The 17,772-nt window shown below is 42.6% G+C and carries 13 protein-coding genes; 5 read left to right on the forward strand and 8 right to left on the reverse strand.

Going from position 1 to position 17,772, the window contains the following annotated elements:
- Positions 1-444: 444 nt before the first annotated feature.
- Positions 445-1,872 carry a UDP-N-acetylmuramate:L-alanyl-gamma-D-glutamyl-meso-diaminopimelate ligase gene (mpl, locus tag BFG52_RS16000; RefSeq protein WP_067558588.1) on the forward strand — a complete coding sequence of 476 codons (1,428 nt, stop codon included), beginning with the start codon at positions 445-447 and terminating at the stop codon, positions 1,870-1,872.
- A gap of 310 nt (positions 1,873-2,182) precedes the next feature.
- Positions 2,183-2,560: a hypothetical protein gene (locus BFG52_RS16005; RefSeq protein WP_067558591.1), complete on the forward strand. Its 378-nt coding sequence runs from the start codon at positions 2,183-2,185 to the stop codon at positions 2,558-2,560.
- Positions 2,561-2,727: 167 nt separating this feature from the next.
- Here BFG52_RS16005 and BFG52_RS16010 read toward each other — a convergent pair whose 3' ends face one another.
- The 4 genes from BFG52_RS16010 to BFG52_RS16030 all read right to left on the reverse strand — a co-directional run bounded on the left by BFG52_RS16010 (position 2,728) and on the right by BFG52_RS16030 (position 7,497).
- Complete coding sequence (locus BFG52_RS16010; RefSeq protein ID WP_067559672.1) at positions 2,728-4,032, reverse strand: lytic murein transglycosylase; 1,305 nt, start codon at positions 4,030-4,032, stop codon at positions 2,728-2,730.
- Between the two features lie 74 nt (positions 4,033-4,106).
- Positions 4,107-4,832, reverse strand: a complete 726-nt coding sequence (locus tag BFG52_RS16015; protein ID WP_081408725.1) for a CDP-alcohol phosphatidyltransferase family protein — start codon at positions 4,830-4,832, stop codon at positions 4,107-4,109.
- A 7-nt stretch (positions 4,833-4,839) separates the two neighbouring features.
- Positions 4,840-5,241 (reverse strand): hypothetical protein, encoded by a 402-nt coding sequence (locus BFG52_RS16020; protein WP_067558597.1) that lies wholly within the window; start codon positions 5,239-5,241, stop codon positions 4,840-4,842.
- A gap of 888 nt (positions 5,242-6,129) precedes the next feature.
- The gene (locus BFG52_RS16030) at positions 6,130-7,497 is read right to left on the reverse strand and encodes an MATE family efflux transporter (RefSeq protein ID WP_067558603.1); all 1,368 of its coding nucleotides are present in this window, start codon (positions 7,495-7,497) and stop codon (positions 6,130-6,132) included.
- A 548-nt stretch (positions 7,498-8,045) separates the two neighbouring features.
- Here BFG52_RS16030 and BFG52_RS16035 point away from each other — a divergent pair.
- Positions 8,046-10,178 carry a TonB-dependent receptor gene (locus BFG52_RS16035; RefSeq protein ID WP_067559678.1) on the forward strand — a complete coding sequence of 711 codons (2,133 nt, stop codon included), beginning with the start codon at positions 8,046-8,048 and terminating at the stop codon, positions 10,176-10,178.
- Positions 10,179-10,328: 150 nt separating this feature from the next.
- On the opposite strand, the gene BFG52_RS16040 is transcribed toward BFG52_RS16035, so the two are convergent.
- The 3 genes from BFG52_RS16040 to BFG52_RS16050 form a co-directional block, all read right to left on the reverse strand.
- A complete protein-coding gene (locus tag BFG52_RS16040) occupies positions 10,329-11,489 on the reverse strand; it encodes a methionine aminotransferase (protein WP_067558606.1) in 1,161 nt (386 codons plus the stop codon).
- 67 nt (positions 11,490-11,556) lie between these two features.
- A complete protein-coding gene (locus BFG52_RS16045) occupies positions 11,557-12,873 on the reverse strand; it encodes a DUF445 domain-containing protein (protein ID WP_067558609.1) in 1,317 nt (438 codons plus the stop codon).
- A gap of 44 nt (positions 12,874-12,917) precedes the next feature.
- Complete coding sequence (locus BFG52_RS16050) at positions 12,918-13,466, reverse strand: CC0125/CC1285 family lipoprotein (RefSeq protein ID WP_067558613.1); 549 nt, start codon at positions 13,464-13,466, stop codon at positions 12,918-12,920.
- Positions 13,467-13,909: 443 nt separating this feature from the next.
- On the opposite strand from BFG52_RS16050, the gene gshA reads away from it, so the two are divergent.
- Complete coding sequence (gene gshA / locus BFG52_RS16055; protein ID WP_067558617.1) at positions 13,910-15,487, forward strand: glutamate--cysteine ligase; 1,578 nt, start codon at positions 13,910-13,912, stop codon at positions 15,485-15,487.
- 18 nt (positions 15,488-15,505) lie between these two features.
- Positions 15,506-16,006 carry a disulfide bond formation protein B gene (locus tag BFG52_RS16060; protein ID WP_067558623.1) on the forward strand — a complete coding sequence of 167 codons (501 nt, stop codon included), beginning with the start codon at positions 15,506-15,508 and terminating at the stop codon, positions 16,004-16,006.
- Between the two features lie 168 nt (positions 16,007-16,174).
- On the opposite strand, the gene BFG52_RS16065 is transcribed toward BFG52_RS16060, so the two are convergent.
- Complete coding sequence (locus tag BFG52_RS16065) at positions 16,175-17,521, reverse strand: PGAP1-like alpha/beta domain-containing protein (RefSeq protein WP_067558627.1); 1,347 nt, start codon at positions 17,519-17,521, stop codon at positions 16,175-16,177.
- Positions 17,522-17,772: the final 251 nt, after the last annotated feature.

The raw sequence follows: 17,772 nt of genomic DNA on the forward strand, positions 1-17,772 counted from the left end.
ATAATCTGCTGCAGCGGGTGTAAGGCTTTGATTAAAATGTTTGCATAATAAGTATAAACAACTCAATAAATACCAATAATAAAACAAGATACTTGCAAAAAAATACAGCAGGAAGCGCACGATTATTTGTGATGTGGAATATAAAAACGCTCTTAACAGGAAGTTAAGAGCGTTTTTATATGCTGCGATTTTCCGATGCAACTTTTCATCTATAAGCGAGAATAACCTGATGGCGCGGCATGTTTGATGCTGGCTATTTTCCCAATCCAACCTTCGCCATCACCCAGCCAGCATCAAAGCCTGCCGACAGAATCACCAAATCGACACAACTATTACTATCTTTTCGGGCTTTGCCTTGTTATCGTTGCATGCAAATGAAATGTATTACGACAACACCATCAAACAATAAACTGATGTGTCTAAAACGTAGTGGAGTAAACACACATGCATCTGCATATTTTGGGAATTTGTGGCACCTTTATGGGGTCTTTGGCATTATTGGCACGTGATCTGGGGCACACGGTAACTGGCTCAGACCAGAATGTTTATCCACCGATGTCAACACAACTCGAAAACGCAGGCATTACCCTTATGCAAGGTTATGACCGTGCACATCTCCAGCCTCATCCTGATTTAGTGATTGTCGGGAATGCCATGAAGCGTGGCATTGATGCGGTTGAATATATGCTCGATGCAGCGATTCCCTATACCTCAGGTCCGCAGTTTCTCGCCAATCATGTTTTACAAGGCAAACACGTCTTGGCGGTCGCAGGTACTCATGGTAAAACCACCACCAGCACCATGCTGGCTTGGGTTTTAGATCAAGCAGGTTTAGCCCCTGGCTTCTTGATCGGTGGTGTTCCATTAGGTTTCAGCCACAGTGCACGTTTAGGCGATGGTCAATATTTTGTGGTCGAAGCTGATGAATATGACTCGGCATTTTTTGACAAGCGCTCTAAATTTGTACATTACCAACCACGCACAGCGATTTTAAATAATCTAGAATTTGACCATGCCGATATCTTTGATGACTTGGCAGCCATCCAAAAACAATTCCACCATTTAGTACGTACAATTCCAAGCCAAGGTTTAATCATTGCGCCCTTAAGCGAAACAAATATCGATGAAGTCTTGGCGCAAGGTTGCTGGACACCTGTGGTGCGTACAGCAATCCAAAGCACCACAAACCCTGACCATCCGGCACAACCCTTTTCACAACTTGATGGCTCGCGACCAGACCTTGCTCTATATGCGCAGTTACTGAGCGCCGATGGTTCACACTTTGAGGTTTATCATCACGGTCAATTACAAGGCGTGGTGCAATGGCACATGACCGGTCAACACAGTGTTGCCAATGCTCTGGCGACTATTGCTGCAGCACAGCATGTCGGTGTCAGTGTTGCGGATGCTTGTCAGGCATTGTCAAACTTTGGTGGGGTAAAACGCCGCATGGAGCTGCTTGCTACGGTGGCGGGTATTGAAGTGTATGATGATTTTGCTCACCACCCTACGGCCATTGCCACCACTTTAGAGGGTGCCCGTCAACGCTTACAACAGCGTAAACTGTGGGCCATCATTGAACCACGCTCCAACACCATGCGCATGGGTGGGCATAAAGAACATTTAGCGGCTTCAGCCGCACTTGCCGATCACGTCATCTGGTATCAACCCGCTGGCTTAGACTGGGATTTACAACCTGTCGTCGCTGCAGCCCGTAATCAAGCTGAGGTCTGCAATGATATCGAGACCATCATCGATAAAATCGTACAAAATGCGCAAGCTGGCGATGCTGTGGTGATTATGTCCAACGGTAGCTTTGCTGGACTACACCAAAAATTACTACAGGCATTACAACAACATTATGATGCATGATGCAGTCTAAATACGCTCTCGTGCTGAGGCTTGACTAAGCCAAGGTCAGATCAAGCTGTGTTTTCAGTAAAGTGTTCTGGACAATTTTAGCGTTTAAAGTTTGCGGCAATGCCTAACTGTACTGCCGCAAAAGTACAGCATGCCCGCTTTTGTGCCTGAATCATCACATGGCAGCATGCGGGCAAAATCACCTTAACATCTGATTATTTATAAAAATTATGTGTAGCACAGCATCGGATTGTATCGCCTTGCTTGTTGTTTTGATGTAACATCATAAACATTGCAGGTCATCTGATTTAAGGAGTAGAAGGTGAGTTATTATCATATCATTCTAGAGGTCAATGACCACATCAGCACCATCGAGCAAAGTCGTGATATCGAACTATTTGATATTACCGACTTACAACCCAGCCTCTATGCAATTTTATTGCCCTATTTTAATGAGCAAATGATTGAGCTTGAAGATGAAAATATTGAATTCAGCGATATTCTACATCTTGAAATCAAGCAAACTTTATTGCCGATTCAGCAACTGATTGAAGAAGAGCAAAAGCAATTGCCGAGTGATACCGATATCACCATTACTGCTTATGAAATCTTTAACAACCGTGACCATACCATGGATGTCACCACTGTTGTGCTTGACCTACTTGAGGCAGCCAAACTCGATCATGGCGAGATCGAATAAAATTCAAATCAATATGCCCTATCTATTGGTGCTCGTGTCTAGTCATATCTATGCTAAATGACCACGATACCATCAAAAAAAATCCCGTCATAGCATCGCATCCTGACGGGATTTTTATTGCAAAATTGACTGATAAAACTTAAGTCAAGCAAGCGCTGGCATAATCGTTATTGCATCATTTCCTTGGCTGTTTGTTCACGGAAAGCTTTCAAAATTTGCTGTCCGGCACGACCCGTCGGTTTTAAACCGAGTGATTGTTGCTCCTGACGAATAGCCTGTCGTGATTTATCACCAATCAAACCATCTACCGCACCGATGTCATAGCCTTTGTTGAGCAAAAACTGTTGAATTTCACGACGTTCTGCACGTGACGTTCCTGCATCATCTGTCGGCCATGCGGTCACAAAAGCTCCTTTGCCTTGTAAACGATCCGATAAATGTGCAATGGCCAAGGCATAACTTTCTGCCGCGTTATAACCATAAATGGCATCAAAGTTTTTAAAGACCAAAAATACCGGTCCTTGTGCACCACTCGGTGCCATTAAGCCAGCCGATGTACTGCTGCTGAGTGACCCTTGCATCAATGGGCTGCCATCTACACGCTTAACACCTTGATTGACCCAATAACTCAAAGGCTTTTTCTGACGACGACCCTCGCCAGCTGTGGACATTCCAGCTGGAATCTTCACTTCAAATCCCCACGGCATACCCGTTTGCCAACCGGCTTTGCTTAAAAAGTTCGCCGTTGAAGCCAAGGCATCTGCAGTACTTGACACCAAATCACGACGACCATCTCCATCAAAGTCAACCGCTAAACGCTCATAGGTCGATGGCATAAATTGGGTATGACCAAAGGCACCAGCCCAAGAGCCATAGAGTTGATCCATACGCAAATCACCACGTTGCAAAATACGCATGGTGGCAAAAAACTCACCACGGAAATAACTTTGCCGACGCCCTTCACAGCTCAACGTACCCAGCGCTTGTAATAATGGATATTTTCCAGAAATGTCACCAAAATTACTTTCTACTCCCCAGACGGCAACAACCGTTTCGGCAGGAACGCCGTATCGAGCAGCAACACGGTTCAAGACCTCACGGTGTTGTTGTAACATCGCCTGCCCTTTTTGCACACGCTCATCATCTACCAGACCGGAAAGATAATCCCAAATTGGCGTAGAAAATTCGGGTTGATAATTCAGCTTTTCAATGACGGAATAATCTGGCTGTAAATTTTGGGTATAAAGATCATAATTGGCTGCAGATACACCCGCAGCAATCGCTTGGCTACGTAAACTGGCTAAGCAACTTGGAAAAGAACGACTCGGTGTATAATTACTGTTATTTTTGACAGAACTTGCAACTGGATTTGCTGTCGTTATTGCTGTGTTTTGTCCGTTAATTACTAAGTCCGCATGTGCCTGTGTAATTCCGAGCACCGCAGCAGCAAATAAATAAGATAAACGTTGCATAATATTTTCAGCCCTTTTTTTAAATATACCAACCAACATTGACAGCATAGCTGAATCTTGGGTCGATCATCGTGTTATTTAACTTCTAAATAACAATAAGCAGCAACTATTCTACGCCAGATTGTGATCACACAGCCGACATTGAGCAAAAGTAAAGCCAGCAACATACTATAATCATGCTGCCAAAAATACTGTTCTAGTGCCGCAATCATACATACTAAGGTTAATAAAGCCATGCGATGTTGTTTCGCCATAGGCCCACTAAAATTGGCTGGTGCTCCCATTGAAACCGCTAAGGTTCGGACATAGGCAGTAAATACCGCCAATAATGCTGCACACCAGCCTAAGCTATCACCAAAACCCACCGCTGTTAATGAATAACCCGCAGCAACAATAATCAAGGGATCGGAAATGCGATCTGGAATGTCATTAAATAACTCACCTGATGCAGTTGATTTATTGCCTTCAATCGCAACCAAGCCATCAAACAAATTGCACAATAAACGACCTTGAATAAAAATCGCAGCAAAGACATACAGTACGACTTGATTGATACCATGAAACGCTGGCACTAACAGTAAACATAATGCAGAGAAAGCAGCAAAGAAAATACTCAAGATAGAAATTTGATTGGGCGTGACGGATTTATGGGATAACCAGCGTGCAATAGCATTAACCAAACGATGTTGCCTAACTTTTAAGGGGCGGCGGTTTTCCAGCGCATCCTGATGCGTTGCGGATGCATTTTGTTGGTGGAGATTTTTTGCAGCATCTATATCCTGCTGAGAATCATTCTGCATGCTATACCTATTGGTTACTCTGAACTTGTTTATATAATTTGAAATTGGTAAAAAAAGCAAAAAATAATGCCACCGTTAAAGGAGGTGCCACGGTTTTTAAAATACTCGGCGTTGCAACAAGTAAATGTATCGTGATCAAACAAGCCCCCGTAAAAAATACCGTACAGAGTGGCGGTAAAATTAAACGACTTAAAGGTGCTTGATAAAAGTTAAACTGTTTTTCGATCAAAATAGTTATGCCCAAAGTAATCACAAAACTACTCAACCCTTGTGCCAACGCTGAGGTCAATGCAACACGATAATCAGCCTGCTGTACATTGATATAAAAAGACCAACTTCCCCAAAGCAATAAAGCAGAGGCTGCCGACATGAAATTGTAGCGACGGGTATTTCTGACTTTGCCGTTCATACGATACTTAACCGTAATTTTTCAAATTCTTGTTGAGCAGTATCCGGTAAAATCAGCAAAAAATATACGCAAAATTTTTCAGTGCTCTCGACAGCACAATATAAAAAGTTATCCACAACGCAGCATGACACCACATAACAGCCGTTTTGAATTTAAATTCAAAACCTCAAAACCAAAATATTTTAAATTCAAAATAAAAGAAAATAGTTATCCACAGAAGCTTTTAAATTTAAATTATCCACCACCAATATGCTTTGCTATATTTGAATTCAAAACTACTTTCATCTTATTTTTGGGATGAATTTAGCTCTAAGATCCCTAAAGTTTAAATTCAAATATGCGCCATCCGATAACCGCCTTTGAATTTAAAAATAAATCGAACTTTTTTAAATTCAAATACAATCAGCCACCCCCTGAGCCCAGATTCAAGCAAATCACTGCGAACGATTTTAAATTCAAAAGCGCGCAAGCTCGCACAAGCATTTTTGAATTTAAAAGGGCTTTGCGCGAGAAACAGATGCTTTGAATTCAAAAACTGAATCGACTGCTTGGTATTTTTAAATTCATTGCTTTTAAATTTAAAAATAAGCCAATGGGACATTTGAATTTAAAGTTACTACTTTGCTCTATCGACTTTGCTCTATCGCTGCGCCAGTGAGTTTAAATTCAAAATTAAGATCTTCAGTTTTGTGTCATGTTTTTTTGAGCAGCGTGCTTGCTGGTTTGCTTGCGGATTTTAATGTTTATGGGATTAAATGAATGTTCATGGGGTTAAATCAATGTTTATCGGATTAAATGTTTATGAATATTTATGGGCTTAATTTTAATATTTGCCGTAACGATTAATCTTTGCAGTAACGATGCGTGCATGCCATCGCATTGATCATATTAGATCAATGCTTGAATCGATTTCTTTTTCCATACCCACTGATAATATATGCCTTGCATCATACTCAGGCAGACAAAAGCCAGTGCATAAGCATACCAAATGCCTTTTAGCCCCCAAATACTACTAAACCAATAGGCGCAAGGTACTTCAATCAACGCAATCGCAACAAGATTAATCAGCATAGGCATATTGACCGTGCCACTGGCACGCATAATCGAGGCGAAAATTGCGGCTACACCAAAAAACAAATAGGACCACAGCACAATAAATAATAATTGACGCCCAACATCGACCACGGCAGGATCGGTAATAAATAAAGCCATGAGTGCCTCAGCACCGATATAGGCCAATATAATCAAACCACCTGTCATCAGTAGATTGACGCTCAACGCAGTTCGCGTCACCTTACGCAATAAATCTTGTTTGCCCGCACCAATGGCTTGTGCGGCAAAAATAGAGGCGGCAATGGCAATGGAGATCGCCGGGAATTGAATATAATTTAACACTTGATTCACTGCACCATATGCTGCAGTGGCATGCACACCATAACGATTCACCAAGCCAATAATCACCAAGCCAGCAATAGAATTCGTCACCATCTGTACACCAGTGGGAATACCCAGCTTTAAAATCAATGCTGACCATTCTGGTTGATAACGAATCTGTTTTAATAAAGCACGATTCATTTGTAGTGCATGTTTTTTATATTTGAGATAAAACCCTAAAAAAACCAATACAGCAACATAGCCAATAATCGAAGCAATCGCCGGTGCAATAATCCCCAACGCAGGGAAAATCCCATAACCACGAATTAAGGTTGGTGTCACCACGACACCAATTAAACAGGTTAAGCTTAGGGCAAATAATGGTGTGGTACTGTCTCCCACTCCACGCAGTACCGCAGTAAAAATCATATAGACAAATAAGATTGGGCTCGCAGCCAGCATACATCGCACATAGGGCAATGATAGGTGCATCACTTGCTCACTCACGCCCAGTAAACGAAGTAAGTTTTCGCTAAATATCACCCCAAATATGGCAATAAATAATCCACCGATCAGCGTCAGAAAGAGACAAGCGCCCACCACAGCACTGACTTTTTCAATCTGCTTGGCGCCCCACGCCTGTCCAACTAAAATCGTTGCCCCTGCGGATAGACCAATAACAAAGGCAATAATACAAAATAGAATGGGAAAAAATACTGAGATGGCAGCTACAGCGTCGACGCCTAACATCTGCCCGACAAAGACGGCATTCAGCGTTCCTGACATATTTTGCAGGATATTTGTCGCAATCAGCGGTAAGACAAAAATCAGAAAAGTCTTATAAAAATGTGTTTGTTGTATGGTTTGATCACGTGGTGGCATGCAGTTTAAATCCAGAACAAAATATTCAATGCATCACTGCATTATGATTGTTTGAACAGCAACGCGACCTATTCTGCGTTATCAGCAACAACCGATTGAATAACACCCCAATGCCAATATGTCGATATCAGCATATGATGGGCAGCGTATTATACTGGGAAAGTGCAAAGATCAGCTTTTTATCCCCCAGCTTATTGAACATTTTTTCAAAAACTCTTCATTCAACTCAACCGTAAATTAGAGCCCATACACATATCTTATTGAAAGTTAAACAACTGTTAAGACTTTATTTGAGATTGTAATCAAAATATAAAATTTAAAATATTGTTGTTGAGCATAGCATGAAATGTATGCCTATCCGTCGCTGCAAAGCAAATGGCTTTGCTGCTTCATAACATGACCCAGTACATCACAAAAAGACCAATAAAAAATAAACAGCATGCTGGCAATGAAAGATGCCGATGAAAGTAAAAAACAATGGTAATCATTCTCAAAAAAATAGGTTAGTATTTAGGCTTTATATCGCTGATCGTGCAGGGGAACTCACCTTGAAAAAAAATATTTTATTTTTATCTCTTATCGCACTGCCAAGCTTTGCATTTGCAGAAGAACTCATAGAATTACCAACCATCGTCGTTAAAGCAGATTCACAAGAAACAGACGTCACAGGCAAGCTTAAGAAAAAAGCCACATTAAATATTTTAGGTGAAAAAGATGTGATGGACACACCTTTCACCATTCGTAGTTATAGCGAACAAGCCATCCAAGATGCCCACGCCTTATCCATCATGGATGTGCTAAGAATTGACCCAAGTATTCGCACCACCACCAATAATGGTCACCTCAATGAAAACTTCAGTATGCGTGGTTTTAATGTCACCTGGGAAAACTATAATCTCAATGGTGCCTATGGCATGGCGCCGACAGGTCGTGTCACCACCGATATTCTCAGTTCCGTTACGGTGTTAAAAGGACCCAATGCCTTAATTGCAGGAATGTCTCCGGCAGGTGCGGTCGGTGGTGTGATTATTGCCAATACCAAACGTGCAGACCGCGAGCTGAGTCGTGTTTCTGCCAATTATGATACTGAAGGCTACTACAAATCTGGTTTTGATATCTCACGGCGTTTTGGTGAAGCACAAGAATTCGGTGCCCGCGTGAGTGCAACCTATGGTCAAGGCGAACATGTAGTCAAAGGCATGGAAGATGAAAATGTCTCTGCAGTCATTGGTTTAGACTGGACCACGGATCAAGCCAAAATTAATCTAGATGCCTATTCGGTCAGTGATAAACGGGATCATGGCTCCCCCGCCATGGTGTCATTTAGCAAGCTGGGCAAAGTATTAGATGCGCCCGATGGGAAAAACAATTACTTCCCCAATTTACATGGTCGACAAAGCGCACAGCATATTGGTGTATCGGGTGAATATAAAATTTTGCCCAACTTAAAAGCCATCGCAGGGCTCGGCATTGCTGAGCAAAAATATAAAGGTCATATCTTTGGCACGCGTATGATTATAGAAGATGCACAAGGCAAAGCGAGTTCACAGTACTATCGTGTCGGTTCCAATTATACCAATACCACTGCCAATCTAGGCTTAGAAGGGGTATTTGATACTGGAGCACTCCGACATACAGTCGGCGTACGTGCTGATTATTTAAAGTCTAAAAAAGATGCTCAAATTGAGCAAGGTCCAACCCCCTCACAGTTTTTCACCAACTTATATGACCCACGTAATGATGGTACCCAGATGCCAGCCGAGGCACCCGAATTGGTACCACAAGCCAATAATCAGTTTATCAGCTATACCCTCACGGACCAAATCACCATGTTGGATGATAAATTGCAGTTTATTCTCGGTGCGCGCTATCAGGACATGGACCTAAAGAATCCTTTAACTGGTATAAAATATAGCAAAGCGAAGATTTCCCCCAGTGTTGGCGTGGTGGCAAAACCATTCGGTGATGACCTATCTTTATATGCCAGCTATGTTGAAGGGCTCAGTGAGGGTGCAACTGTAAATACGCTCAGCGATGCCAATTATGGTCAAACCTTTGCCCCTTTTCAAACCAAGCAATATGAATTAGGTGCTAAATATCAACAAGGTTCTTGGCTACACACCTTAGCACTCTATCAAATCGAAAAACCAAGTACATTAACCGATACAACTTACCGTGACCCCAATAACAGTGCGATTAAACAAATCACGACCGATGGAGCAAAAACCAAATCCAAAGGCGTTGAATATGGTTTCTCAGGCAACATCATCGATAACTTAATCATCTGGGGCAATCTGGCTTATATTGATGTTGAATATAATAAAGGAGCGCTTCGTGGCGTCAATTTATCGGGTAAAACGGTAGAGGGTCAGCCAGAATTTACAGCAGGGCTCGGTCTTGAATACCATCTACCAGTATTGGATGGCTTCAGTGTTAATGCGCGCGCCACTTATGTCGATAAACAGTATTTAGACAATACCAACACCTTAGAATTGCCAGATTATACCTTGCTTGATATTGGTGCTAAATATGCCACGCAAATCGGTGGGGTCGGCACGACTTTCCGCGCCAATATTGACAATGTCACCAACGAAAAATATTGGGCTGGGGTATTCCAAAGTGGCTTTGCGACCATTGGCGAGGGACGTACTTATAAATTGGGCGTCACCTTTGATTTCTAATGTCTGGTCATGTCTGACTATTTGACTTTTGATATCCGCGGTTTGTAACACAGCTGGTGATGCAGCACCATGGCATGGACAGCAATAATGGGCGTAAATATATTGTTTGCGCCCATTTTACTGAAAACAACATGATGTCGAGAGCTAGGCTTAGCGACAGTGTGACAATATTTCACCCGCTCGTACAAGGGTCTCATCTTGCTTGGCAAAACATAAACGAATCAAGGTTAAAGATGGCGGTGGCGTCTGATAAAACGCTGACACCGGAATTGCGACCAGTTTATGCTCAGTGGCTAAATATTGGCACATCTGCATCGCATCGAGCTCTGGCTTGAACTGTCGATAATCTAAGTTTTGAAAATAACTGCCTTGGCTCGGCGTTGCTATAAAAACTGAATCTTGTAGCGCAGTTAAAAATAAATCACGCTTATGCTGATAGAAAGCACTGAGTGCGGCAAGATGTTCAGGATATTGTTGCATAAACTGTGCTAAAGCGATTTGCATCGGGTGTACCGCGCAAAACTGTGCAAACTGATATACCTTACAGAATTGCTGCAATAAAGCAGGTGCGGCCACACAGTATCCCGTTTTCCACCCTGTGACATGAAAGCTTTTGCCAAAAGATCCCACCACAAAACTACGTGCTCTTAATGCGGGAAACTGCAGCGCAGATAAATGTTTACGTCCATCAAAAACAATATGCTCATAAACTTCATCGGATAGCACCACGATATTATATGCTGCGATCAACGCAATCAATTGCTGCCAATCTTCTTCACCCCATACCGTCCCAGTTGGATTGTGCGGTGTATTGACAATGATCATGCGGGTATTGTTATTGATGGCTGCTTTTACTTGATCCCAATCGACGGCAAAAGTCGGGGGTTGCAATGCAATATGTACGGCTTTGCCGCCAGCAAGTTCAATACTCGGTGCATAACTGTCATAACTTGGATCAAAAACAATGACCTCATCACCTGCTTGTACACAACTCTGAATCGCACAGTAAATGGCAATGGTCGCACCTGCGGTAATACAAAGCTCTTGTTCGGGGTCTAACTGAATCTGGTCACGTTGTAAAAACTGTACAGCCAATTGCTCACGTAAAGCCAAAATACCATCACGCGGTGGATATTGGTGCTGCCCATCCTGAATCGCAGCAATCAAATGTTGTAATAATGCGGCTGGTGGTGCGAAGTCAGGAAAACCTTGTGCCAAGTTCAGTGCTTGTAAACGTTGTGCCAAGGCTGTCATCTGACTAAAAATTGTGGTGCCCTGTCCTGCCAGTTTATTGGCTAGTGCAATTTGCATATTCGCTCCTGCTGTCGACCAGATAACTTTTATGTGTAATTTGTTATCAAGACATGAAAACAAAAATTTATAACAGTGTATCCAGCACAGCCCGGATAACTCCCAAACTTAAACCAATAAATGCACCCACCACAACGCCATTCACCCGAATCATATGCAGATCACCACCGACTTCACTTTCAATTTTATCGATCATTTCAGTCGAGTCCCATTCATGAATGCGTTGGCTAATAAAAAGAATAATCTTCTCACTATATTGATCACTGAGGTTGACTGCCAAGGCACTCATACGCTGATTCAGTAGCTCACGCACCGCCTGATTGCTCATCAAGTTTTCACCTACTTGTTGAATAGCAATATTGAGGTTTTTGGCAATACCAGAATCTGTTTTTTCTAAATCGCGCTTAATTGCATCACATAAGATCACCACAGCGCCCGAGACAAAGTTTAAAAAAGCCTGACTATCGAGCAAAGCATTTTTGCTGTCATTTAAAGCCATACTTGCCGAACTGTTTTGATCAGCCAAAGCCTGCATAAGCTGGAGTCCCAGCTGTTCAATCTGCTGACGCATGGGATGCTCTGGATCTGCCAACATCAACTCAATTTTTGCCAGCACGGAGTCCAAAGTGCGTTGCTGTACATCAATCCCGATCCAACTTGCCCCTTTGGCTAATTTCCACACCCCCAACTCCTTAAAGAGTTGCCGCACCAAGTCTTGACTTTGCGCTGGATGCGTAAGCATCCATTGCTGAATAACATCTAAACCGCGTTGTAAAACATCTTGATGGAAATCATTTTCCAATACGGCACGCAGCATCTCACTCGCCATATGGTTGATTTGGGTACTACGCAACCATTGCACGCTATTGCCTTGCACAAAATTGGCTATTTGTTGTTGCCCGACAAAATCAAAGAGTTTGGGCAAACTCTGCTGTATAACAGCCACCACCTGTGCATGATTGCTCGGAGTTGCCAGCCATTGCCCCACTGCCAGCGTAAGATCTGTTTTGGCCAAACTCTGCTGCACGATGTGTGGCGATAAAAAATTTTCCTGTACAAAACGCCCCATCGATTCGGCAATGCGTGCTTTGTTACGCGGAATAATCTCAGTATGGTCTTTTAAAAAATTGGGAATGGGAATCTTGCCAAAAGGATTGCGAAATAACACGGTGATGGCATACCAATCGGCTAATCCACCCACCACGCCTGCTTCTGCGCCCAACATTAAAATATGCAACCACCAGCCTTGTTCGGGCCAGAACTTACTGACCACGATTAAGCATAGCCAAAGCAACACTGCGCACATTAAAGCGATGGTGGCAAAACGTTTACTACGCTGTAAACTGAGAGAGGGAGAATGGTCTGTCGTAAACGAATCGGGCATCACAAGATCCTAAAACTCAACATGGCTCAACATGGATTGTTACGCTATTTGGCTGCAACGGGAGTCGGCTGCAAAACTTCACCACTGCTATTCAACCCATATTTAGCGCCAAGACTCTTTAGAATCAAACGTGCATCAAATGCTTCTTTCGGTGCAGTTTTTTGATCTTTATAACATTCAATGCTATAGCTAACTTGTGTGGGTTCAATCGTGACCACCTGCGGCATATTATAAAATGGGTCATAAAAAGGATAATGACGATAATAACCATAAGGTGCGTACAGTGGTGCTGGATAGACCACTGCTTGGCGTGGCGGACGCGGTGTAGCATTGCTTGGCGTGTCTAATACTTTAAAATATTGATAGCCATTTTGTACCGCTACTTGTGCCGCCTTGAGTAAGGTAATCTCTTCGGCAGTGGCAAAGCTCATGTCTCGTCGTCCTTCAAAACTGACACGAAAACTCGAGGCATTTAATGGATAGGTTTCATATTTACCAAGCTGGTCATACGTAAGAGGCTTGCTTGGAAGAGATGCACAGCCCGTTAGCCCTGCGCCCAGTACGATCAACAAACTCAAACAGATGTTTTTCATGCCTAAACTCCTAGACCTCAATAACAGCAGTATACTGCGAGGTGGGTAAAATCTAAAAGATGCCCACTGACTTTAAAGCTAAAGCTCAGGTCATCCACTTTTTACACGACAGATCAGGCTGGATGAAAAGATTCACTCCAACCCAAAACCAAGACATTCACATACATCATATGCCAACCGCTAGCCCACCCGATGCATCGGTAAACATCATGAGACTGTCTATTTGTCTCTATTCTTTTATACATTTACTGATATATATCAGTATCAGAGCACAAATTACAAATGTCATATACAGTAACTTTGTGCTAAATATTTGCCATTATAGAAGTTATACTTATTTACAATACATCGTTTAATACGCTGCAATTGTAAAAATCACAGTATACTTAGCAGCGCATATTGCTTATGTTTATGCGTATAAAAGACTTCAGAGAGCCATCATTATGTGTCAGCCAGAATCTACCTCCACCGCTTTAACCCCGACTTGGCTCGATGGGTCATTCTTTCAAGGGATGTTACGGGGAATAGAACGTGAAAGCTTACGCATGCAAAGTAATGGCTACCTCTCACAACAAGATCATCCTGCAGCATTGGGTGCAGCACTGACCCATCCACACATCACCACAGACTATGCTGAAGCCTTGATGGAGTTTATTACACCACCTCTCGACAGCATTGAAAAAACACTCGATTACTTGACCGATATCCACCGTTTTGTCTTTCAACATCTGCCTGAAGGTGAAAAACTTTGGCCCTTATCCATGCCTTGCATGCTCGACAACGATGAAAATAATATTCGTCTTGCTCAATATGGTCGCTCCAATATCGGTCAATTTAAAACTTTGTATCGTCGTGGTTTAGGTCTACGTTATGGTCGTCGCATGCAAACGATTTCTGGCGTACATTACAATGTCTCATTTCCAGATCATCTATTTGCCGCACTGCAACAACAAGAAAGTGATACACGCCTGAAAGAACTCAGCTTACAAGACTATCGTAGCCATCGTTACTTCGGTCTGATTCGCAATTTTATTCGCCTCAGCCCGATGGTGATGTACTTACTCGGTGCCAGCCCCTCAGTATGCAAATGCTTTTTAACAGGTCGTGAGCACCATTTATTGCCTTTGGTCAGAGGAACCTTATTTCTGCCCTATGCCACAGCCTTGCGTATGGGTAATTTTGGCTATCAAAACTCAGCACAAAAACAATTGGGTATTCACTATAACCACATCAAAGGCTATGTCAGTGAATTACAAAAAGCGGTATATACACCCTTCGCACCATTTAGTCGACTTGGCTTAAATGATGAAAATGGAGAACCGTTACAGATTAATGACCATGTTTTACAGATTGAAAATGAATACTACAGTATCATTCGCCCCAAACAAGTGCCTTTAGACGGTGAAACTCCTTCTCAAGCACTTGCACATCGTGGTGTCAGTTATGTGGAATTACGTGCGGTTGATGTCAACCCCTACAGCCCGATCGGAATCGATGAATATAGCGCGGCTTTCTTAGAAATTTTAGCCAGCTATTGCTTAATCACTGACAGCCCTATGTTAGATGAAGAAGAACAGAACCAGATCGAACGTAACCAAGCAGAAGTGGTCAATCGTGGTCGTGCCCCCAATGCCAAAATTCTTATTGCAGAACAAAGCATTGGCTTAGACCAATGGATTGCACAGCATCTTGAGCACATGCAACCTTATGCAGAATACTTAGATCAAGCCTATACAACTGATTTATATAGCACTGCTCTACAACGTATGTTGCAACGTAATCGTGATGTGGATGTGACGCTTTCTGCTCAGGTCATTCATGACACCATTCAGCACGGTGGCACATGGAGTTTTGGTAGTTATATGGCGCAACAACATGTGCAGTATTATCAAAGTCTGCAATGCAAACCAGAAATACAGACTTATTTTAATGCGCTCACCGAAACTTCTTTGCAACAACAACAGCAACTTGAAAGTGATCATTCTATAACTTTTGAACAATATCTTGAAAAATTTAGATAAAATCTAAGAGGCTCTCGCATGCAATGGCGTAATTATCGATTTGTTAGCGGTATTTTATTTTTAGCAAGTGTCATCGGTATGGCCTTTGCCCTATATTTAGAGCACGTAAAAGGCTTAGATCCGTGCCCTTTGTGTATCTTCCAACGCATTGGTCTGATTGGGCTAGGCTTTTTCTCATTATTGGCGTTCTTGCACAACCCCAACAGCAATGTTGCCAAGCGTGTGTACGCTGCACTTGCTAGTATTTCAATCTTATGGTCTTTGGCGATCGCAGGACGTCATATCTGGATACAAAGCTTACCACCAGACCAAGTACCAAGCTGTGGACCTGGACTTGACTATCTTGTCAGCGCACTCCCATTACAAGTCGTATTCCAAGAAGTACTCTCTGGTTCAGGAGAATGTGCTGCCATTGACTGGCAGTTCTTAGGGCTAGCCTTACCAGTCTGGTCAAGTGTCTTCTTTGCAATCCTTACACTGATTGGTATTTGGCAAGCGCTACGGTCTTATCCGCGTTAAAACGCTTTATACAGCGTTTTGATCCTTGTGCTCTGCAAGTACGACATAATACCAAGTAACAACCATACCAAGTAAAAACCGTATAGTGCGTAGCTATACGGTTTTTACTTGGGCTAAGACTTTAAGCTCATGACTTTGAGCTAATGACTTTGAGCTAATGACTTTGAGCTAAGATACGGCGCTTTCAGTATAGTTGTTTTTGCCTGTCACAGGTGCAACATATTGATGGATACAATGCAAAGCTGCAGGATCTTTTTGATCTTCAGACGGATAAAACCATGTACAAATTTGTTCTGCAATTTGTGGATGATGCTGCAATTCAAAATGATTCAAACCATAAAAAATCGCCTTATTGGATTCAGGCAATTTCAAACGAAAACGTGGATTGGGATGTTCACCCAAAGCACTTTTTACACTCACTAAACCATCGCCTATAATCTGTAGCGGTCGGTTATTTTTACTTTCAAACTCTAAAGTGCCTGCCACCAAGTAAGTATTGATATGACTAGGCAAAGGTGCTGGCTTACGATTGTCATCGATCAGACCAATACGGGCTTGGTTATATTCCCAGTCATCATCCCGCACACTGCCATAACGTAAATCTAAGATGCCATTACTACGAATATTTACGATGTAACTCAATAGCTTAATAATAGGCAAATGACCTATTTTTTCTTGTAAAGCATAGCCAAAACGTTCTAAGGCGGCACCATGATGCGGTGATCCCAAACACACGAGATTTTCGACTCGATGTATCCATTGCTGTAGATTTTGCTTGCCATAAAATAATGCACTGCGACAAACCAGCCCCCCCATACTGTGTCCGATCAGATCAATACTGCGAATATCAGGGTTTTGTTCAACCAATTCATTGAGTAAATATGCAAAGCTGCGACCATTGGCAGAAATACGGCGTCCAGTGTTATAGCTCAGATAAAGCATATGGTTATTATCACGCTGAGCCAGCAACTTTTCGGCAATGCCACCTGTGGAATGGTTCCAATCTAAATGGGTCATGCACAGACCATGCACAAAAATCACCACACGACCTGCCAGATCGCCCTGCTGCACCATACCATAATGATCATAGAGCACCATCGGCACAGCCAGCGGATTTTGTTTGGCATGTAAATAATCCCCCAATAAGCCATTGAGTGCTCCGAGCAGCACTTGCGCAATTGGGCTAATCGGTTTGTGTTGCAAATCGGGGAATAGATTGATGAGGCGACGCAAACTGGGCGCAACCCAATAACGCCCATAACGTTGCAAGTTCACATAACCTGCGCGGTGGAAACGTTGTACTTTCTGCATTTTTTGGAATTTTCGGGTCTTGCTACGACTCACACCAAGTACCTTGAGCAACACATCGCGCTGTAGCATTTCAATCACATCTCGCATAACACTGCTCACTGGCGTACTGACCAGTTGGGCAATGCCTTCTAATAGATCTGCCTGACTCAGGGGGGTGTTGCGCAAAGTACAATAGCTTTCATGCAGTGGTGTTAAACTCGGCATCTGTAGATTACATCCTTAATATCTCAATAGCATCACATCTGTTTCTTGTTTTAAATCATTGCATTAAAAAAAGCTTTATGATTTATAGTCGGTTTTTTGCCTGTTATTAACATACTGCTTGTTGCCGCTGAAATCCAATATATTGTTTAACAATTTGAATAAATTGTGTGATGTTATAATGGTTTCACGTATATCGCCGTCCTAAAATACGCGATAAACTACTGAACATTCGCAATCTCGCAGCATGGGAT

Source organism: Acinetobacter larvae, assembly GCF_001704115.1.
Lineage (GTDB): Bacteria > Pseudomonadota > Gammaproteobacteria > Pseudomonadales > Moraxellaceae > Acinetobacter > Acinetobacter larvae.